Origin of the sequence: Neobacillus niacini NBRC 15566, from assembly GCF_001591505.1 — a bacterium.
GTDB lineage: Bacteria > Bacillota > Bacilli > Bacillales > Cytobacillaceae > Neobacillus > Neobacillus niacini.
On the sequence record NZ_BCVA01000015.1, the window covers coordinates 65,356 to 88,333 of the forward strand.

The window sequence follows — 22,978 nt, forward strand, 5'->3', positions numbered from 1 at the left end:
GCTAGAAAATAAAAAGGCACAGAAAACTCACGAGAGATCCTCTCGTTCTGTTTTCCATGCCTAGTATAATCCAGTCACATGAAACCAAATATATACCACAATTCTAAAACGCTTACATCATAAAGGTCAATACATTTCCTATATTTGGTAATAAAGTACCACAAAGAAAAATCCAAGTAGGTGAAAAGGATTAACTGATATTCTAGCAACTATCATCACCCCAATTTGCTTCTTTAATTTAGACAGCAAATCTATTAATACTCCACTATTATAAAAATGGACCGAATTTTATAATAATTGGAAGTGCTTCCATAATTGAGGGGCAATAAATGTTAGAGGAGGAGCAATATGAGAAGAAAAGGAAATAAGTTGTACAGCCGCATTTTATCTGCATCGGCGGCAATTATGTTACTTGGTTCAATGGGTGCGCCTGGGGCAGAAGCCGGTGTTAACGGGGATGGAACAGTCGTGGTCAATGAGAACTATGCGGACAAGCTTAGTCTAAAGCCGCTGGCACCCGCTTTCAACGTGGATTCAATCATGAAATGGTCTCCTGAAAATGATCCTGATGCAGAATTGAACCGCGCCAGCGTCCCTTTAAACAAGGACCGATTCAAAGGAGGTCAGATTAATCCATTAGCCAATCCAAAGGCTGGTATCACCTCTGCAGCAATCACAACGTGGAATCATGATGAAGCGAGTTCGGTAGGCAGTAATGACTTCAATGTATACGCTTTCGATAACTGGCAGCTGCTAGATTCTTATATTTACTGGGCAGGAACAAATGAAGGGATTTTCGCCATCCCTACACCAGATATTGTGGATGCGGCTCACCGAAATGGAGTGCCTGTTTATGCAACACTTGGATTTCCATGGGGCAGATCAGCGGAAGGACTTGCTGAAATAGAAAAGTTTACAAAGCAGGCTTCTGACGGAAGTTTTCCGGTTGCAGACAAGATGATTGAAGTAGCCGAGTATTTTGGATTTGATGGATATTTCTTTAACCAAGAAACGTATGGTGTAAATCAGGAAACAGCTATACGCATGAACGAAATGATGCGCTATATCAAACGGAAATCAGAACTTCAGGTCAGCTGGTACGATGCCCAAGACAATACCGGAAATGTCAACTATCAGGATTCCATCAACAGCCAAAATGACATGTATGTGAAGCCTGCAGAGGACGGGGAATACGCCGTTGATGAGTTCTTTTTAAACTATAACTGGAATACCAGTAAGATTCAAACAACCGTTGAAACAATGAATAGTCATAATCGCAACCCTTTTGACGCGTATGCAGGTTTCGAAATTCAGCAGAATTCTTATAATACAAAGATTAACACGGAAGCACTGTTGGATGATCATAAACAGCCAAAGGTTTCCATCGCTCTTTATACACCAAACTCAACAATGGGGCTGGCGGAAAATCCAGCTGACTTCCACGAAAAAGAAAAAAACCTCTGGACAGGACCGCAGGGTGACCCGACCCTTGCAGATGATTCTTCCGATTGGAAAGGAATGGCTCGGTTTGTGACCGATTCGTCCGTAATTCAGGAAATGCCTTTCACCACAAACTTTAATAGCGGCCATGGAAAACAATACTTTGTGAATGGAAAAATCGCTAGTAATCTTGAGTGGAACAATCGCTCTATCCAGGATATTATGCCAACCTGGCGTTGGTGGATTCGCAGTAAAGGCAGCACAATGAATGTATCCTATGATTTTGAAAAAGCATACAACGGTGGTAATTCGCTGAAATTTAGCGGTACGCTCGAGGCCAACTCCGAAAATGATACGATGCTTTACAGCACCAAACTGCCGCTTACCGACAGTACAAAGGTCCGAGTTGTCTACGAAAATCAGTCAGGTGCAGATGTTTTGCTTGGTGTAGCATACAGTGAAGATTATTCGCAGGATAATATGAAATATTATTCACTACCAGCTACAGAAAAGGGCTGGCAGACTGCCATCGTTGATTTGGGAGAAGAGGCAGGAAAGACAGCGTATGCGGTAAGTCTAAAAATTAGTAATGCTGAAAAACTTGAAAACTATGCTTTTCATTTAGGTCAGCTATCCATTTATGATTCAGCTGAAGCAGTTTTATCCAAACCAGCAGATGTGAAAATTTTAGAAGAAATGACGATGTCAGCATTTGAGGCGGAAGCACGTCTAAGCTGGACTGAGCAGAAGAACGTATTGCATTACGAGATCTACCAAGAGAATGCCGATGGGGTGGAAACACTCTTAGGCGTTACACCAAATAACTATTTCTACACACCAAATATTACCCGGACAAATGAAAACGCTTCGAGTGATAATCGCACATCCATAAAAGTTGTGCCGTTAAATCAAGATTATGTACGAGGTGAAGCTGCTGTTGTTGACTTTGATTGGAAAATGGGTACGGATGCTACGGAGATTGAACAAAACCCAACCTCTGAGAATGTTGTTCTTGGCGCGCAAGTAACAGCTGTGTCCGCAGAAAATGATGCTGAGCCTGCTGCGAAAGCATTAGATGGAACAGCAATCGGTAATAGTAAGTGGTGTGCAACAAATGCAAAGACTGGTTATATGACGATTGATATTGGTGAGGAGAAAACAATTAAACGCTGGCGCGTCGAACATGCTGAGTCTGGCGGGGAAGCAAGTAATATGAACACCGTTGATTTCGAACTGCTTTATAAAAATGACAACGGGGATTGGGTCAGTGCAAAAAGGATTACAGATAATACGAAGGCTGTGACCGATATTGTTTTAGACCAGCCTATCACGGCTAGGGAGTTTAAACTACAGGTCTACAATAGTGGTACTTCTCCTTGGGGCGCGATTCGAATCTATGAATGGCAGATGTTTGAAAGTGATGCGCTTCCAAGAACGGAAAATATTATGATGCATTTTGCAAATGCTGAAAATAATACTGGTGCAAATGACCAAGTAACCATTGACAGAGTTCAGCAGGGACAAACCGTTAGATTATATAGCTCCTTGGAAGCAAAGAATGTTCTAGCAGAAAAGACTGCTGATAAAGACGGAACGATTTCCTTCGATCAGTTGGATTTTGGACTTGAAGGCGGCAGAGTCTATTATACGGTTCAAAACGAAGGTGAGAGAGAAAGTCTAAGATTCAGCACAGCTTACTTGAATGAAAAGGTAACGGAAGTGATTCTTCAAATCAATAACCTTCCTGCTGTTGCTGATTTGACGTTAGAGAATAAGGATGTTGTCAATGACTGTAAAGTTGCCTACAACAAGCTTCACCCAACATTAAGAGAACAGGTTGCTAACTATGATACCTTGGTTAAAGCGATGAATCGTATACAGGAATTGAAAAAGGATTTTAATAATGGAAACAAAAAAGAAGAATAACGGGAAGCTCTGAAACTCATATTCTTCTTACACCAAAAGGGTCTCGTTTTTCACTGTAACAATGCAGTGGAAAACGGGACCTTTTTAATAGATCATTCATTTTATGGATTAATTTTATATCGACTGTAATAACTTTATGACTTGCCGACATTCTATTGCTGTTTACGTCCGGTTTTCTTATTGTAAGTACTAGAAGTATTTTATTTATTAATAATGACAGCGTTTTCGCATTATGAAAATCGTTAAAGGAGTGGAAGTCTCGTGAACAAGACAGCCCATATTATATCTCATTCCCATTGGGACAGGGAATGGTACTTACCTTTTGAGAAACACCGCTATTATTTCATACAGCTTATGAATAATCTTATTGAACAGTTCAAAAAAGAAGGAAGCGGCTTTCAATCGTTTCATCTAGATGGCCAAACGGTTCTGTTAGAGGATTATTTCGCGGTTCACCCGGAGAATCGGGAAATTGTAAAGCAATTAATAGAAGAGAAAAAGCTTCATATCGGTCCTTGGTATGTACTGCAGGATGCGTTTTTAACAAGCTCCGAAGCAAATGTCAGAAACCTGCTGATTGGTATGAATGATACGAAGGCCTATGGACATTTTTCAAAAATAGGTTATTTTCCAGATACTTTCGGTATTTATGGGCAGGCACCGCAGCTTTTAAAGCAAGCGGGGATTGACACAGCTGCCTTTGGAAGAGGTGTGAAGCCGACCGGCTTTAATAACACGGTATCAGACGTTCCTGACTATGAATCACCTTATTCCGAAATGATTTGGAAATCACCTGATGGATCAAGTGTTTTAGGCATTCTTTTTGCCAATTGGTATTCCAATGGAAATGAAATCCCGGTGGAGGAAGAGGAAGCGAAAGCGTTCTGGGATAAGAAGCTCCAAGATGCTGAAAAGTATGCTTCAACGAATCAGTTATTGTTTATGAATGGCTGTGATCACCAGCCGCTGCAAAAGAGTATTCCACAGGCGATTGAAACGGCATCTGCCCTATATCCAGATTATCAGTTTAAGCATTCTAGTTTTGATGAATATACTGAAGCGTTAAAACAAGTATTGCCTGAGCAGCTGCAAGTAATCGAAGGGGAATTGCGCAATCAGCGGACAGATGGCTGGTCCACCCTTGTAAATACTGCATCAAGCCGTATTTATTTGAAGCAAATGAATCACCACTGTCAAACACTTTTGGAAAAGAACGCAGAGCCGCTGGCGGCCATGGTCGCTTTAGCAGGTGGTGCATACCCGAGGGAATACATCCGCTTTATGTGGAAATCACTGATGAAGAACCACCCCCATGACAGTATTTGCGGCTGCAGTGTCGATGAAGTCCACCGTGAAATGGTGACTCGTTTTGAAACTGTAGCGCAAATGGGAGAGGTATTTGTTGAGGAAAATGCAGCTACGCTTGCACAAACAGTGGATACTTCACAGACACCTGAAGGCGGTATTCCGCTAGTAGTCCTGAATACGACCGGATGGGAGAAAAATGAAGTTGTTTCACAAGTAGTCGATTTGGAAAAAGTGTATTTTTCACAAATGCACTTTGAAGATATTCCCGTTTATTTGCAGGATAAACCAATGGCGGGATACAAACTGGTTGATGGTGAAGGCAGAGCGGTTGACTATCAGCTTGAAAGTCCTGCCGTCGAATTTGGCTATGACTTACCAGATGATAAATTTCGTCAGCCGTTTTTTGCCAAACGTGCAAAGGTTTCTTTTTTCGCAGAAGGAATTCCTTCATTTGGTTTTAAAACATTCTACCTTGTGCCAGGTGCCAAAGAAAAAGAGCAGGAGTTTGTGTCTTCTCAAGAAACCCAGTTGGTAATGGAAAATGAATATGTTCATCTACAGTTTCATGAAGATGGCAGCTATGACTTAATGCATAAAGATACCGGTGAGTCCTTCCATCGTCTTGGAATTTACGAAGACACTGGTGATATTGGTAACGAATATATGTACAAGGAAGCTAAGGGGCTTGAGGCTATCACAACAAAGGGTGTACCAGCGGAATTTAGATTCCTAGAAAGAAGTACACTCAGAACAGTTTTAGAGTTTAAGCACAAATTATTGATACCGGTTTCTGCAGATGATCGCTTAGCAATGGAACGAAATAGGCTTATTTGGCATAAGGAAAGAGAAGCCGGAAGATCGGACGAAATAACAACAATCACCTTGCAAACGGTTGTCACACTGGAAAAGGGAATGAAGGGTCCAGCATTTAAGTTGACGATGGACAACCAAGCAACCGATCACCGTCTGCGTGTCTTGTTCCCAACCGGTTTACAGACCGATACACACAAAGCTGACAGTATTTTTGAAATTGTAACCCGCCCGAATACGCCAGAGAAGGAATGGGAAAATCCGAGCTTTTGTCATCACCAGCAGCGTTTTGCCAGCCTAGCGGATGAAGAAATAGGATTAACCGTAGCGACAGATGGTCTGCAAGAATATGAAATTCTCCCGGAGAATGGCACCATTGCAGTAACCGTGCTCCGTTCGACAGCAGAACTCGGGGACTGGGGTTATTTCCCTACACCTGAAGCACAATGCTTAGGAATGCAAACAGCAGAATGGCAAGTGCTGCCGCATGAAAAAGATGTTATAGAGTCGCAGGCATATGTCGATGCGTATCAATACAAAGTGCCGCTCGTAGCTGTTCAGACAAGCGTCCATAAAGGTGATTTACCTTTAACATATCAGTTTGTTCAAACAGAGTCCAATGGACTGGTATGGACATCAATGAGAATAGCGGAAGAGCATGATGATGTAATAATTCGCTGGTTTAATCCAGCCGAAGAAGAGGCGAATCTTAAGGCTGATATCAAGGATTATGAATCCTTTAAGAGTAACATCCTTGAAGAAAAAACAGACGATACCCAAGATTCATATGAAGTAGGAAAATATGAAATCATCACACTGGGTTTTCAGAAAAAGAGATAGGAGCGGAAAAAAATGACGACAGTAATTCCTGAATCCATGCAAAAACTGATTCAACATGTAAAAGAATTTTTTCCAGAGGATGAAAAATTACAGCACATGTTCGAGCAATGTTTTGTAAATACGTATACCACTACGTTGAAGAAACAAGAAGATGGGAAGACATTCGTGATTACCGGGGATATCCCGGCGATGTGGCTGCGAGATTCAGCCGCACAGGTAAGACCTTATTTACTGGCTGCTGAAGAGGATGAAGAAATGGCTTCGCTGCTTGAAGGGGTAATTCGCCAACAGTTTGATTTTATCTTACATGACCCGTATGCCAATGCGTTTAATCAAACAGCAAATGGGAAGGGCCACCAAACGGACCTGACCAATATGACACCGCATATTTGGGAGCGGAAGTATGAAATTGATTCCTTGTGCTATCCCATACAGCTTGCCTACCTATTTTGGAAGTCAACAGGACGCACGACTCTTATAAATGACACGTTCAAACAGGTAATGGAAACGATCATTCATGTATGGCGGACAGAGCAGGATCATGAAAATCTTTCACCTTACCGCTTTGAGCGTACGGATTGCCGCCAGTCTGATACGTTAATCCGCGAGGGCAAAGGAGGGCGAGTTGTTCCAACAGGGATGACGTGGAGTGCTTTCCGTCCAAGTGATGACGCCTGTACTTATGGCTACCTTGTCCCCGCTAATATGTTTGCCGTAGTGGTCTTAGGGTATGCAGCGGAAATGTGTGATGTTCTTAAGGAGGCAGCATTGAAAGAAGAATGCCTAAAGCTTCGTGAAGAAATTCAAAAGGGTATTGAACAGTACGCTAAGCTGGACCACCCGATTCATGGAGACATGTATGTATATGAAACGGATGGAGAAGGAAGAGTGAATGTAATGGATGACGCCAATGTTCCGAGCCTGCTTGCAGCCCCTTACTTAGGCTATCTTCCATATGATGATCCGGAGTATTTAAACACACGGTCCTTCCTTCTAAGCAGGGATAATCCCTACTATTACGAAGGAAAATATGCAAATGGAATTGGCAGTCCGCACACTCCTGACCATTATATTTGGCATATCGCGCTGGCGATTCAAGGAATGACCACAACGAGTGAAGAAGAAAAACAAGAAATTTTAGCTTATTTTAAACAAACAGACGGCGGTACCAATTTTATGCACGAAGGCTTTAATGCCGATTGCCCTGAAGAATTTACCAGAGACTGGTTTGCCTGGGCAAACACGATGTTTAGTGAATTTGTTTTAAGTTTAACTGGGAAAGCAGTGAAAGGCAGTCCGCTTTATGACCAACTAATGAAAAGCCATAGTAATCTATAAAAATAGTCAAGTTCATACTTTGAAAGGGTGATGGATCATGAAAAAAGTTCCATGGATGATAGTTGTTTGTGAATGGATCTGGAGGGCAATCTTGGCAAATCTATACTGGGTTGCCTTTACCATCCTTGGGTTAGGGGTCTTTGGCTTTTTTCCAGCATCCATTGCCCTGTTTACCATTGTCAGAAAGTGGCTAAGGAAAGATAGTGATATACCTGTCTGGGCGACGTTTAAGCAAGTTTATTTTAAAGAATGGAAAAGAAGCAATAAAATAGGCCTTGTTTTTTACAGCATTGGCCTTTTTCTCTTTATTGATATTCGCATTACAGAGCAAGTCATGACAGGGATTTTTGCTAGTTTTCTATTAATCATTTTATATATCTTAGTATTTGTCTTTCTATTGGCTGTTGGTAATTTCCTTTCGCTTTATGTCCATTATCAACTCTCAACGAAAGAATATATAAAACAATCCTTTCTATTTACCTTAACGGGGTTACCATCCACGATATGGATCGGAGCAGGGTTATTTGTTATTGGCATGCTTTTACTTAGGATGCCAGGCTTACTTCCGTTTATTTCTGGAGTTGCTCCTGCATATTGGATGATGAGAGTCAACTTGATTCGCTTTAACACGCTTGAAAAAAGAATGTCTCTTTCTTAGGGACGCACCGTACTTGTTATAAAAATGAAACGAAATGAGGGAGAGAGATGAAACTTCACTTAACCGGTGACGTAACCTCCATTGCCGAAGGGCTTAATCTTGTAATAGAGAATATAACGGTTCAACTTTCAGAGGATGGCTATCCAGTACATGTGAAACAGCGAAAGGGTCCATTGCATGTTATGAATCACAATGGCCAGGCGGAAATTAGCTATGAAAAGCCTATTCACTTTTTTCGCGGCTTAGGATTATTCCTTGAACATTTTAGTAAAGAGGAAGAGTTTGACTTATCAGAGAATCCACAGTTTACAATGAGCGGTGTTATGTTGGATGCGTCTAGAAATGCAGTACCAACACTTTCTGATGTAGAAAAACTGCTGCAAAGAATGGCTTTAATGGGACTAGATACCTTAATGCTATATACAGAGGATACGTACGAGGTAAAGGAACATCCTTATTTTGGATACATGCGGGGAAGATATACGGCTGAGGAGTTAAAGGCATGTGATGACTATGCGATGAAATTAGGGATTGAAATGATCCCTTGTATTCAATCACTGGGCCATTTACGGGAAGCGCTTAAATGGAATTATGCTTCTAATTTTAAAGACACAGATGACATTTTATTGGTTGATGAGCCAAAGACATATGAATTCTTGGAAAACTGTATAAGGGCAGCCTCTCTGCCTTTCCGTACCAAGCGTATTCATATCGGAATGGATGAAACGTTCCAGCTTGGCTTAGGGAAATATTTGGAGAAACATGGTTATGAGAATCATATTGATATCATGAATAGGCATTTGAAAAAGGTGGTTTCCATAACGGATAAGTATGGTCTAAAACCAATGATCTGGAGCGATATGTACTTTCCATTATTTCAGGAAAACAGTAAATATCGAGATGAGTTCGGCAAGATTCCGGAAGACATACTAACTTCCATCCCTGATGTAGAGCTTGTTTATTGGAATTATTACCGGAGAGAACAGGAAGTTTATGAGAAGGATTTTCAACATCATAAGCTGCTAGGTCAGACTCCGATTTTTGCCGGCGGTGCGTGGACATGGAATGGGATTGTCCCAAACTACGGCAAAGCTATTGCAACGACAGAGGCTGCTATGGCAGCGTGTAAAAAAGAAGGCATAAAAGAAGTGTTTGTTACATTGTGGGGCGACAATGGAGCCGAAACACCATTCTCAACATCCTTACCAATCCTGCAATTATTTGCGGAGCACACCTACCATAAGGAAGTCACACTAGAACAAACAGCGAAGCGCTATTCCTTCTGTGGTGAAGGAAACTTTGAGGATTTCATGGTCTTGAAGAAGTTGGATGAAACCCCTGGCGTCATGAAGGACAATATGAATACATCAATGACCTCTAAAGTATTGCTGTACCAGGATATACTAATTGGATTATACGATGAAAATAGTAAAGGATTATCCTTAGGTGAGCATTATGAAAAACTAGTTTCTGAGATTGAAAAAGCAAAATACAACAACCCAAAATGGGAAAGCCTATTTGACTTTTATGAACAATTGGCAAGGGTTCTAAGTGTGAAGGCGGAAATCGGCATTAAGATAAAAGAAGTTTACGATAGTAAAGATTATGAGCGGATGAAATCATTCTTAAAAGAGCTGGATTGGATTCAAACCAATGTGGACCAATTACGACAAAAGCACCGAAAGGTTTGGTTCGAATCGTACAAGCCGTTTGGCTGGGAAGTCATTGATATTCGATACGGCGGCGTCATTGTCCGAATTGACTCCGTAAAATATCGGATTCAAGAATGGCTCGCGGGCAGAATTACTGTTATTGAGGAATTAGAAGAAGAACGATTACGCCATGATGGGCCATGGGAAATTGTTGACGGCTTAGTTGGCGGCAATGTTTATCATCGTATCGTCACTGCAGGAAACTTTTCATTATAAAGGATAGAAATATCTAAATGGGGTGATTGGAATGTTTTTAACGGAAAGAAAGTTTGAAGCGCGTATTCAGGAATTAGAAGGTTACCGTTATCGTGATTGCATTACGATTAATCAATTTACTACACAGGAAGACGACGGCAAGGTTGGAGCCTACCCGCCTGAATCTTACGATGAAAAAAAAATCATGAAATTAGGCGATTATTGGAAAGGCCGTGATCGATATATTTGGCTGCATGCGGACATTGATTGTCACCTGTCAAACAACAGCAGGCAGGTTGTCGGTTTGTTCTCCTTCGGGAAGACGGGAGGGGGGCATAATTCAGGTTTTGAATCCTTACTATTTGTAAATGGAAAACCCTATCAAGGTGTCGATTCAAATCATGAAGAGGTTCTCTTTGATGAACAAACCGCGAGTGGGCCGATGCGTTTAGATTTTAGACTCTGGTCGGGACTAGAAGGCGGCGGAGTTCCAGTTGAAAATGAATTTAAGCTGGAGACGGCGAAAATCGGCTGGCTTGATAGGCGGGTTGATAACTTATATTACACCCTTTTGGCGGCCTATGAAGTATTGATGGAAACAGGTGAGGCGGAGTCAGCCTATACGATTTTGAAGCAAATCATTTCTGATGCCTTACAGCTTATTAGTTGGACGGAACCTGGAAGTCATGAATTTTATGAATCCTGTTATGCAGCGGAGGCGAATCTAACCAAGGCACTTCAATCAATCACCAAAACATCAGATATAACAGTGCACACTGTTGGCCATACACATATAGATGTTGCCTGGCTTTGGAGATTAAGAAATACAAGAGAGAAGTCAGCACGTTCCTTCTCGACTGTCTTGCATTTAATGAAGCAATTTCCGGAATATTTATTTTTACAAACACAGCCGCAGCTTTATGATTATATCAAAACGGATTATCCTGACATCTATGAACAGATGAAAGCTAGAATTGCGGAGGGTAAGTGGGAAGCAGGGGGTGCGATGTGGCTGGAAGCGGACTGTAATATTCCTAGTGGTGAGTCACTTGTCCGCCAGATTCTGCATGGAAAAGCCTTCTTTAAAGAGGAATTTGGGGTTGATTGTGAATATTTATGGCTGCCGGATGTGTTTGGGTACAGCTGGGCATTGCCGCAAATCTTAAAAAAATCAGGCATTAAAACGATGATGACAACGAAAATCAGCTGGAATCAATACAACCGCATGCCACATGATACCTTCTATTGGAAGGGAATTGATGGTTCAGAGATTTTAACACACTTTATCACAACACCGGAACCATGGAACGGTCCGGACTCTTGGTTCTACACGTATAATGGCTTTATTACAGCCAAAACGGTTAAAGGAGCATGGACGGGTTATCGTGATAAGGATCTGTCAAAAGATCTGCTGCTTTCATACGGGTATGGCGACGGCGGCGGCGGAGTCAATCGTCACATGCTTGAAATGCGAAGCAGACTAGACATGCTGCCTGGTATGCCGAATGTAAAGACGTCAACGGCTGGAGAGTTCTTTGAAAAGCTTCACCGAAATGTAGCACAGTCTAACGGCTATATCCATAAATGGGATGGTGAATTGTATCTGGAATACCACCGGGGTACGTATACAAGCCAGGCATTTATGAAAAAAACAAATCGTAAATTGGAACTTTTATATAGAAGAGCTGAATTCCTATCTTCCTGGATATCTGAAAATGGCGAGTGGATTGGGGATAAGGAGCTTAAAGACGGCTGGAAAATAATCTTACGAAATCAATTCCATGATATTATTCCAGGTTCGTCTATCCATGAGGTTTATGAGGACGCGAAGGAAGAATATAAGGAAGCACTGGAACTAGGCGAAAGTGCAGCTTCAAGTGTGATCATGAACGGAATTGAACAGGCTGACCGTTCTGTGGTTCTATTTAACGCTTCACATCATAAGGGAATGAGAAATGTGTTGGTCCCTCAATTTTCTGATTTTCAAGCGGGGGTATGGAAGGATCAAAACGGAACCGTATTATCACATCAAAAGCTTGCTGCTGGCTGGCTTATTGAAGTGGATACACTTCCATCCTTTGGAGCTAAAACTTTATCTTTTGAACCGCAGGAAGCTAATCACGAAGAGAAAACATGCTTTATCTATCATGACCGCAAATTAGAAACACCGTTTTATCTGGTTGAATGGAATGAGTTTGGACAGATGACAACGATCTATGATAAAGAGGCAGAACGGCATGTTCTAGCCGCAAACGAAAGAGGAAATGTTCTGCAAATCTTTGAAGATAAACCACTCGCACATGATGCGTGGGATATAGATATCTTCTATCAGGAAAAAATGGAAGAAATTCGCGAGCTGGTCTCATTTGAAGTAGTTGAAAATGGCGAACTTGCCTTTACGATTCATGTAAAGTGGAAGTATCATCATTCTGACATTTCACAGACGATTGTTTTTTATCAAAATGATCGCCGTATTGATTTTGATACAAGTGTGGATTGGCACGAAAAGAGGAAGTTGCTAAAGGCTGCTTTCCCTGTAGATGTTCGAACAACGGAAGCAACCTATGATATCCAATTCGGGAATGTAAAGCGTCCTACTCATTGGAATACAAGCTGGGACATGGCAAAATTTGAATCAGTTGGACACCAATGGGCTGACTTATCAGAACCGGATTATGGTGTAAGTTTATTGAATGATTCCAAATATGGGTATGACATCAAAGAAAATACAATTCGTTTAACGTTATTAAAGTCAGCGATTCATCCTGACACTGAAGCGGATCAAGGAGCCCATTCGTTTGTTTATTCGCTGTATCCGCATATCGGGGACTGGCGGAAAGGTAAGACAGTTGAAAAGGCTTGGGATCTCAATGATCCGATTGTTGCTGTAGAAGGGAAATGGACAAAAGAAGCGTCATTCCTTGATACAAATTCTGACCATGTCTGGTTTGATGCTGTGAAGCCTGCTTATGATGGCAACGGGATCATTGTCCGCTTACATGAGTATGAGGGACGAAGAGGGAAGGTTACACTTGAAGCTGGAAAAAACATCACTTCATGGGTAGAAACCAATCTAATGGAAGAAGCAACGGCAGAAGTATGCCAATTGCCAATTGAGTTCGACATTAAACCATACGAAATTAAGACCATAAGAATCTTATAATATCAAAAAATAGGACCAGCTGCAGTCACCAGCTGGTCCTATTTTTTGATCTCCAAGATCTAAATTTCAGTTATCTAAGATTTTTGCACTTAATCCCAAATTAGTCAACTATAAATAGGGCTCTTTTCGCTATAGAATAAAGGTATGGAAGTGCTTACAACAACTGAGAGGAGGATAAATATGAAAAAAATACTGAGTGATATTTATAAAAACCGAATCTGGCTGTTAATGGTTTTGCCTGGAACGATTTGGCTTCTATTATTTTCTTATTTACCAATGTTTGGACAAGTTTTGGCTTTTAAGAAATTCAGAATTCACCCAGATGGTTTCTTTGCCAGTGTTATTAACAGTGAATGGGTTGGCTGGGAAAACTTCGAATATTTGTTTAGTACAAGTGATGCATGGATTATAACCAGAAATACCCTGGTGTACAATATCATCTTTATTGTAGTGGGGTTAATTGCGGCTGTGGCAACGGCGATCATGCTTAGCGAGCTAGTGAATAAGAAGTTATCAAAAGTCTATCAAACTTCCATCCTTTTTCCGCACTTTATCTCATGGGTTATCGGGAGCTACTTTGTCTTCACCTTCTTAAGTACAGATCACGGTCTATTAAATCATGTTCTTAGCTGGTTCCATATCGATCCGATTTCATGGTATAGCGAGTCGAAGTATTGGCCGTTTATTCTAGTGTTTATGGCCCTGTGGAAAGGTGTCGGGTACGGAAGTATTGTGTATTTAGCATCCATCGTCGGGATTGATCGAGCGTATTATGAAGCAGCCATGATTGATGGTGCCTCGAAGTGGAAGCAGATTAAGCACGTTACCCTGCCAATGCTTAAACCATTAATGATTATCCTTACAATTATGAATATCGGAAGAATATTCAACTCTGATTTTGGACTATTTTATCAAGTTCCAAGAGATTCAGGGGCACTGTATTCCGTTACAAATGTTATCGATACATTTGTATACCGCGGTCTGATGAATTTGGGCGACATTGGTATGAGTACGGCAGCCGGTCTATATCAGTCAGCCGTTGGATTTACCCTTGTCATGATCACGAACTATATTGTAAGAAAAGTGGATGATGAAAGTGCATTATTTTAAATTATTTAATAGGTTTTGAGAAATGGCTGGCTTTGCACCTAGAAGCTTGTGCTTTTCTAAGAAGGGAGGGAAGGTCGCTTAGCGGCTAAACTATGCCAAAGAAACTGCAAACTCAATCATCTATCGCTTTGTCACAATCAACGAATGATATGAAAGGGGCTGGGGTTAAGATTTTAAGGAAGAAGTATAGAGACCCTCAACACCTGCACCCAGTCGTAAATACCATTATTAGTGTTTTGCTAGGAATTTTAGCGATTATGTGCATTTTTCCCTTTTTCTATGTGATCATTATTTCGTTTACTAGTGAAGAGAGTATCGTGAGGAATGGTTTTCAATTGTTCCCGAAAGATTGGAGCATTGATGCGTACCATTATCTATGGGGAATGAAGGCGCAATTCTTCCGCTCTTACGGTGTGACAATTTTTATTACGATTGTTGGCACAATAATTAGTGTATTTATGATAACGTTTTATGCTTATGCCATTTCAAGACCACAATTTAAGTATCGTAGATTTTTCACGTTTCTAGCATTTTTTACAATGCTTTTCAGTGGCGGTCTAGTACCTACTTACATTGTTGTCACCCAGTTTTTAGGTTTGAAGAATACCATTTGGGCGTTGATTCTGCCCCTTGCAATGAATGCGTTTTATATTATCATTATGAGAACCTTCTTCTTAAAATCAGTTTCTGAGTCAATATTAGAATCAGCAAGGATTGATGGAGCAAGTGAATGGAGGATCTTCTTCCAAATTATCTTCCCGCTTTCCTTACCGGGAATTGCGACGATTGCCTTGTTTAGTACATTAGGTTATTGGAATGATTGGTTTACAGCGTTACTGTATATCGATGAACCCAATTTAGTACCTTTGCAATCGCTGCTCATGAAAATCGAAGCAAATCTTGAATTCATGAGGCAAAATATGGATGTAGCCATCATGCAGTCAAGCTTGTTTGATACCATTCCACAAGAGTCAGCAAAAATGGCCATGGTTGTTATCGCCACTTTACCAATTGCAGTTTCGTACCCGTTCTTCCAAAAGTACTTTATTAGCGGACTGACTATTGGCGGCGTTAAAGAATAAAATATAGAATGAGGAGAATTTGAAATGAAAAAAAGATTAATGCTTCTTCTTGTATTGGTTCTTACCATTGGAACGATTCTTTCAGCGTGCAGCGGGAAAGAAAATGCATCCTCAGAAAAAGAGGGAAAAGATGGTCAGCCATATGAAATTAAATGGTACACAATTGGAACTCCACAAAAGGATACTGCTAAGGTATTCGAAGAGGTAAACAAATATCTAAAGGAAGAAATTAATGCCACAGTAAAAATGACCCAAATTGATTGGGGAGATTGGGCACAAAAATCACAGGTAATGATTAATTCAGGGGAACCATTTGATATTATTTTTACAAATGGTACTGACTATGTACAAAATTCCCAAAAAGGGGCTTTCCTTGCGATTGATGAGCTGTTAAACAAGGAAGGTAAAGATCTAAAAGAAGCGATTGACCCAGCTTTATTAGAGGGTATTAAGATTGACGGAAAAGTTTATGGTGTTCCTACTAATAAAGAGGCCGCAAGACAAACGGTTTATACATTTAATAAAGGTCTTGTTGACAAATACAACTTTGATATTTCAAAGGTACAACGCTTAGAAGACCTTGAGCCAATGCTAAAGGTTATTAAAGAAAATGAACCTTCAATTACACCAATGGCAACATTTAAAGCGTATCTTCCATATGACTATGTCTTTAATAATGAAATGCCATTTGCATTCCCAATTGATGGTGACAGAGAGCATGTTATTAACCAATTTGAATCTGATTTAGCGATGCAAACCTATAAAACCATGCATAATTATTATAAGGCAGGATACCTTAAAGAGGATGCTGCAACAAGTAAGGACAGCTGGCCAATGGATGTAGAAAACTGGTTTGTCCGCATGGGAGATTCCCAGCCATATGCTGATTCATTATGGTCTCGTGCAGCTAAATATGATGTAGTTTCTGTACCAGCTGAAGAACCAACTACTTTTAATGATTCTGTATCAGGTTCTATCCAGGCGATCTCAGCAACATCAAAAAATCCTGAAAAAGCTATGGAATTCTTAAACCTGCTTAACACAGATCCTTATCTTCGCAACCTTGTTGATAAAGGAATTGAAGGAGTTCATTACGAAAAGAATGAGGATGGAACGATTAAAGATCTTCCAGCACGTATTGAGCGATACAACTTGCCAACGTATTCTTTAGGTAACCACTTCATCCTTAATCTATATGAAAACGATCCAAAAGATAAATGGGAAAAATTTAAGGAGTTTAATGAATCTGCAAAGCCAGCACCAACACTCGGTTTCCACTTCAATAGTGACCCAGTGAGATCGGAACTTGCATCGATTACGAATATCTCTAAAGAGTTCTATCCAGCCTTGGCAACAGGATCTGTTGATCCAGAAGAATATCTTCCAAAATACAACAAAAAGTTAGAAGAGGCTGGAATCGAAAAGGTATTAAAGGAAATACAAAAGCAATTTGATGAATGGAAGAGCAAACAAAAATAATAAAAAATCAAGCTGAGCGGCGACTCTCAGCTTGATTTTATTGCAATTGGGGAATTCAAATGGATATCAGAAGAAAAGGCCGATTCACTCAAAACATCTTTAATAAACTTTTTTTAACCTCGTCTTTAACAATCATTGCGACTGTTATTATCTTAATCGTGACGATTACCAACTATTACTCTGATATTATTATTCAAAAAGAAATCAATATCAACACAAGGACAATGGAAAGGGTAGAGGATTACCTTTCTGCAAAGGATGCTGATATTGAACGAGCTAAAAGGGATTTATATGTGAATGGGGACATGATTGATGATATCTCCTTTGCCCTTAACAATGGATATGAGGAATATTTAAAATATCGTTTGGACAAATTCTCTGAAAGTCAGTCATTTGTACCAAGTAATATCGATACTTATTTAAATGCTTATTTCGGACAAGACGCTGATATTAATGCAGTTGGTATCCGCTCGTTTGAAAACCCTTCAATTGAGTATTTGCACATCTATCATAATTTAAAATGGAATAAAAGCATAGTTAACCCCTCATCAAGCTTAGAATCTTCACTTCTTGCAAGAGGTATTCCTAACCTTAGTGGAGATGGGCTGCCTAAAGGCCGTAAGTTAACGAATACGATTACCAAAAAGATGATTATTAATAATCCATTTTTGTTGAAGAAAATTGGTGAAATTACCATTTTTTATTCTACTGACACTTTAGACAAAATTGTTAAAAAGCATGATGAATCCCCTGCCTCTTTCTTTTTGATTGATGGGGAAGGGAGTATCGTTTATTCGTGCAATAACGGTGATGTTCCCTTAGAACTAATCAATCAGATAAAACCGGAAACAAATGAGATAAAAATGGATTGGCAGGATAGAGGTTTTTATATAAATACCATCGCGAACAAAGGAGATTATACCTATGTAAGTGTAATCCCTGATAAAGGGTGGCAAAAGCTAACGATTATCAGGGGCACCATGTGGATTGCGATCATCTTTTTCATCATTATCTCAATTTTAATCACTTATTCCTTTACCCGAAATTATTCGCGGCGAATTCATAACATTGTTTCGATTATTCGCCAGGTTGAGAAGGGAAACTTGGATGCTCGGATTCCAAAATCGAAGCATGAAGATGAACTATCGAAAATCGCTGTTAATATTAATTCGATGTTAGATGAATTGAATAATTATATTGAACAATTTTATCTCTTAACTCTAAAGCAGCAGGAAGCGGAATTAAAAGCACTTCAGGCACAAATTGACCCGCATTTTCTATTTAATACGCTAGAAGCGATCCGGATGGTAGCTGTCGTAGAGGGTTCAAAAACTTCTAGTAAAATGATATTCCATTTATCCAAACTGTTCCGCTATTCGTTAGAATCGATCAATACAGTTCCTTTATATACTGAGATTGAGTATGTGAATCAATATTTAAAATTAATGCAATTTAAATACCCTAACAAATTACAGGTTTCCTTTGATATTCCTAGTGATGTTGAACGAACACCTGTGCAAAAATTAATTTTGCAGCCAATCATTGAAAATTATTTCGTGCATGGTTTTAAAAAGGATCGGACAGATAATCAGTTATTTGTACGTGCCAGGAATCTTGGTGATTTGGTAGAAATCAGTATTGAAGATAATGGCAAAGGGATGACAGAACAAGAGCATTCTAGAATTGTCCATCATATCAATTCTGAAGAGGGGGATGAAATGAAATCCATTGGATTAAGAAATATTCATCAACGATTAAAATTAAAATACGGAAATCAGTTTGGAATTTCCTTAAATAGCATCCAAAGTAAAGGGACGATTGTTACCCTGTCAATTCCAGTAAGGGGGACCAGCCATGTATAAGGTACTTCTAGTTGACGATGAACCTTTAATTACAACCGGGCTTAAGGCGTTGTTGGATTGGGAAGATTATGGCTTTGAGGTTGTGTCTACAGCTGAGAGTGGCGAAGAAGCTTTATCCTATCTGAAAGAAAATCAAATTGATATTCTCGTTACGGATATCATGATGGCAGAAATGACTGGTTTAGAATTAATAAAAGAAGTGAAAATCCTTCAGCCGAAAGTAAAATGTATTGTTTTAACAGGATACCAAGAGTTTGAGTTTATTAAGCAAGGATTATTGTTAGGGATAGAAAACTATTTAGTGAAGCCTGTTGATGAAGAAGAATTATTAAAGACCATCCAAATTATAGGCGATAAATTGAAGGACGTGACTGAAGGCAATCAGGAACAGGAACCGTCAACACTAAAGGATAATACGTTATGGCGTTTTTTAAATGGTGAAATTGATAAGAATGATTGTCTTGAAAGATTGTGCTTTTACAATATTCAATTTAATCAGCCGTATTATAGTGTATCAATCTTAAGTTTTGAGAATTATCATAAGTCTGAGATTTCCAAGGATATAAGGAATTATATTGAAGAACAATTTTCAGCACTATGTCTATATAGCCCGAATCAGGAATTACTGATTATTTTTGGAGGTACAAGCGAAGAAGAATTAATCCAATTCAACCAAAGTCTTGTACATGATTTTAATAGTGAAAAAAGTATGGCAGGTATATTCTATTTATCGATGGGAAAGCCGGTTAAAACAGTAGAGGAATTAGAAGAAAGTTTTGCGATTGCAAGGGAATTTAATTTACTTCAATTATATTCAAATCCTAATGTACTTATTTCTGAACGATTAACGGTAGATAAACAAGAGGAAATGAAGAAGCAGCAGGAATTCAAAGATAATATTGTAAAGTTGATACTGAAAGCGGATGAGGAAGCACTAAAAATAGTAGATTCATACTTTCAGGATATTACTAGTAAATCATCCTTTATTTCACCCCAAGCAGTGAAAAAATACACCTATGATTTAATTTCTTATATTCATTATTCACTGCAGTCTGACGATCTTACCTATTACACAGTTGCCGTTGAAAAGGTTGTTTATAGTAAAGACATTCATCAGATGATGACCATATTAAAGGAATATTGCCGAGAATTAATTCTTTCCATCCTTAATCAAGTCAATCTGAGGAGTCCTATTGTACAAAATGTCCTTGATTTCATACATGTGCACTATGATCAAGGAGTCTCATTAAAGACATTGGGTCAGCAATTTCATGTCAATGCCATTTATCTAGGGCAATTATTTCAAAAAGAAGTCGGTGTTGTGTTCTCTGAGTATTTAAACCGATATCGCTTGGAAAAGGCAAAGGAACTTCTCAAAACAACCCATTATCGAGCAGGTGAAATTGGCAAAAAGGTTGGGTATTCCGATACCACTTATTTTTATAAACAGTTTAGAAAAACGGTAGGCACAACGCCAAGTGAATGGCGAAAACTATAAAACTTCTATGTAATGAAAAAGTAAAAAGAGACGGTGATAAGCAATGGAAAAACCTATTCATGAAAAAACCCTAACCTATCATTTTCCAAAGAATTTTTGGTGGGGAAGTGCTGCTTCAGGTCCGCAAACAGAAGGTGCGGCCTTGATTGACGGTAGAAAAGCTAGTATATGGGATTATTGGTATAGCAAGGAGCCGGAATGTTTTCATAATGAGGTAGGACCGGGGAACACATCCGATTTCTATCATCGCTACAAAGAGGATATTCAACTGATGAAGGAAACGGGTCATAATTCCTTCCGCACCTCAATTCAATGGTCAAGGTTGATTCCAGATGGTGTGGGCAAAATTAATCAGCAGGCAGTGGATTTTTACAATCAGGTTATCAATGAGTTGATTGCCAATGATATCGAGCCGTTCATGAACTTATACCACTTTGATATGCCCATGTGCATGCAGGAAAAAGGCGGATGGGAGTCCCGGGAAGTTGTCGATGCCTATGTAAACTTTGCCGAAATCTGCTTTTCCTTGTTTGGGGACCGGGTAAAGCATTGGTTTACCTTTAATGAACCCATTGTCCCTGTTGAGGCCAGCTATTTATATCATTTGCATTTTCCGAAAGTAGTAGATTTTAAGCGAGGGGCACAGGTGGCTCACAATACGATTGTTGCTCATGCCAAAGCGGTTGCGTCATTTAGAAAGATGAATCTTGATGGCCAAATTGGGATTATTCTAAATTTAACGCCCTCCTATCCAAGAAGTGAGGAAGCAGAGGATGTGAAAGCTGCTCATATTGCCGATTTGTTCTTTAATCGCAGCTTCCTTAATCCGGTAACAAAAGGAGAATACCCGAAGGAGTTAATTGATATTTTAAGAGATAGAGAGCTATTGCCGGTGGTAGAACAGGGAGATTTGGAAGTCATTCGTAATCATCCCATAGATATTCTTGGTGTGAACTATTACCAGCCCCGCCGTGTGAAAGCGAAGGAGCAGCCGGAAGCAAAAGACGAACCGTTTATGCCAGAACATCTCTTTGATCCGTATTTGATGCCGGGGCGGAAAATTAATCCGCATCGCGGCTGGGAGATTTGTGAAGAAGTTATATACGACATCATGATCGATATTCGCGATCATTATGATAATATCCCTTTCTTCATTTCAGAAAATGGAATGGGTGTCGAAGGGGAAGAGAAATTTCGAAATGATCAGGGTTACATCGAAGATGATTATCGCATCGAGTTTATCCAGGAACATTTGAAATGGGTTCATAAAGCGGTTGACGAAGGAGCCAATTGCCTAGGATATCATCTTTGGACATTTATGGATAACTGGTCATGGACAAACGCCTATAAGAATCGTTACGGATTAGTAGAAATAGACTTAAAGAATAATTTAAAGCGGACGATTAAGAAATCAGGCAGATGGTATAAACGATTGTCTGAAAATAATGGCTTCTAATTAAATAATCGAGCAGGGCGTAATCCTAGTAAATCTATTGATTCAGCAAAAAGGAAGTGGCAGGAATGGAGAAGTATCTTTTAGGGATTGATTTAGGGGGAACAAATTTAAGGGTCGCAGTCGTAACATCTGAAGGCCAGCTGGTGGAAGAAATAAATGTAAAAACAGAAAGTGAAAAAGGTCCTTATTATGTCATTGATCAAATGATTCAGCTTTGTGAGAAAATCATGCAGGAACAAAACATTGCTGCCATTGGAATCGGATCCCCTGGTCCTTTAGATGTGAAAAAAGGCTTAATCCTAAGTCCAAACAATTTGCCTGGGTGGGACAATATCCCATTAGTAGACATGTTAGAGAAGGCTTTACAGAAAAAAGTTGTCCTGGATAATGATGCAAATGCAGCCGCACTTGCCGAGGCCATCATTGGCGCTGGTAAAGGGAAAGAGTCTGTTTTCTATATTACCGTTAGTACGGGAGTGGGCGGCGGCTTTGTCTTCCGGAAGCAATTGTTGCAAGGTGCGAATTTTTGTGCCGGTGAAATAGGCAATCTCATTGTGGAATCAGACGGACCTTCGCACCATGCTTTGAATGTTGGCGCTTTAGAAACATTGGCTAGCGGGACAGCGGTGAAAAAACGTGGAATAGAAGAGCTTGGATTGACAGGGCATGCAGGGGAAGTATTCGCACTGGCTATGAACGGAGACAAGGAAGCGCAGAAGATTGTTGATCAAATGATTACCTCCCTGGCAAAAGGGATTGCAAACATTGTTCATACGGTTGATCCGCATATTATTGTACTTGGAGGCGGAGTGATGCAGTCAAGGGACTACATTATGCCGTTGCTTGTTGAAAGAGTGAATGACTTCTTATATCCACAGCTGCGGAATAAGGTAGAAATGGTGAATGCTTCCTTAGGTACAAAAGCAGGTGTGATAGGGGCGGCTTTACTGACACAACAAGCAGCGTTTTAGAACAATACATTGCAATCAACCTGGAGCCAAGTGGCCTCAACAAACGCTCTCGTTCAAGAAGTTGAACGAAGGAAGTCCTTGGAAAAGGTAATTTACATTAAAATTGCTGGTGCACCGCTCTAAAAGGAAA

At 39.9% G+C, this 22,978-nt stretch carries 13 protein-coding genes; all 13 read left to right on the plus strand.

The window, feature by feature from the left end; all coding sequences use genetic code 11:
- The first annotated feature begins 348 nt into the window (after positions 1-348).
- Complete coding sequence (locus BANA01_RS13565; protein ID WP_052106308.1) at positions 349-3,366, plus strand: endo-beta-N-acetylglucosaminidase; 3,018 nt, start codon at positions 349-351, stop codon at positions 3,364-3,366.
- A 261-nt stretch (positions 3,367-3,627) separates the two neighbouring features.
- Positions 3,628-6,324 (plus strand): alpha-mannosidase, encoded by a 2,697-nt coding sequence (locus tag BANA01_RS13570; protein ID WP_034673845.1) that lies wholly within the window; start codon positions 3,628-3,630, stop codon positions 6,322-6,324.
- A gap of 12 nt (positions 6,325-6,336) precedes the next feature.
- On the plus strand, positions 6,337-7,662 hold the full coding sequence (locus BANA01_RS13575) for a glycoside hydrolase family 125 protein (RefSeq protein ID WP_052106309.1): 1,326 nt from the start codon (positions 6,337-6,339) through the stop codon (positions 7,660-7,662).
- 37 nt (positions 7,663-7,699) lie between these two features.
- Positions 7,700-8,320 (plus strand): YesL family protein, encoded by a 621-nt coding sequence (locus BANA01_RS13580; protein WP_034673847.1) that lies wholly within the window; start codon positions 7,700-7,702, stop codon positions 8,318-8,320.
- Positions 8,321-8,367: 47 nt separating this feature from the next.
- Complete coding sequence (locus BANA01_RS13585) at positions 8,368-10,248, plus strand: beta-N-acetylhexosaminidase (RefSeq protein WP_034673850.1); 1,881 nt, start codon at positions 8,368-8,370, stop codon at positions 10,246-10,248.
- A gap of 31 nt (positions 10,249-10,279) precedes the next feature.
- Positions 10,280-13,390 carry an alpha-mannosidase gene (locus BANA01_RS13590; protein WP_034673852.1) on the plus strand — a complete coding sequence of 1,037 codons (3,111 nt, stop codon included), beginning with the start codon at positions 10,280-10,282 and terminating at the stop codon, positions 13,388-13,390.
- Positions 13,391-13,570: 180 nt separating this feature from the next.
- Positions 13,571-14,500, plus strand: a complete 930-nt coding sequence (locus BANA01_RS13595) for an ABC transporter permease (RefSeq protein WP_034673854.1) — start codon at positions 13,571-13,573, stop codon at positions 14,498-14,500.
- Positions 14,501-14,649: 149 nt separating this feature from the next.
- Positions 14,650-15,582 carry a carbohydrate ABC transporter permease gene (locus BANA01_RS13600; protein WP_034673868.1) on the plus strand — a complete coding sequence of 311 codons (933 nt, stop codon included), beginning with the start codon at positions 14,650-14,652 and terminating at the stop codon, positions 15,580-15,582.
- 24 nt (positions 15,583-15,606) lie between these two features.
- Positions 15,607-17,061, plus strand: coding sequence for an ABC transporter substrate-binding protein (locus BANA01_RS13605; protein ID WP_034673855.1), 1,455 nt, complete (start codon positions 15,607-15,609; stop codon positions 17,059-17,061).
- A gap of 59 nt (positions 17,062-17,120) precedes the next feature.
- On the plus strand, positions 17,121-18,923 hold the full coding sequence (locus BANA01_RS13610; RefSeq protein ID WP_063253506.1) for a sensor histidine kinase: 1,803 nt from the start codon (positions 17,121-17,123) through the stop codon (positions 18,921-18,923).
- Positions 18,916-20,421 (plus strand): response regulator transcription factor, encoded by a 1,506-nt coding sequence (locus BANA01_RS13615; protein WP_063253507.1) that lies wholly within the window; start codon positions 18,916-18,918, stop codon positions 20,419-20,421. The genes BANA01_RS13610 and BANA01_RS13615 overlap by 8 nt, the downstream gene beginning before the upstream one ends.
- Before the next feature lie 43 nt (positions 20,422-20,464).
- Positions 20,465-21,877, plus strand: a complete 1,413-nt coding sequence (locus BANA01_RS13620) for a glycoside hydrolase family 1 protein (protein WP_034674111.1) — start codon at positions 20,465-20,467, stop codon at positions 21,875-21,877.
- 65 nt (positions 21,878-21,942) lie between these two features.
- The gene (locus tag BANA01_RS13625; protein ID WP_034674109.1) at positions 21,943-22,848 is read left to right on the plus strand and encodes an ROK family protein; all 906 of its coding nucleotides are present in this window, start codon (positions 21,943-21,945) and stop codon (positions 22,846-22,848) included.
- Positions 22,849-22,978 lie beyond the last annotated feature (130 nt).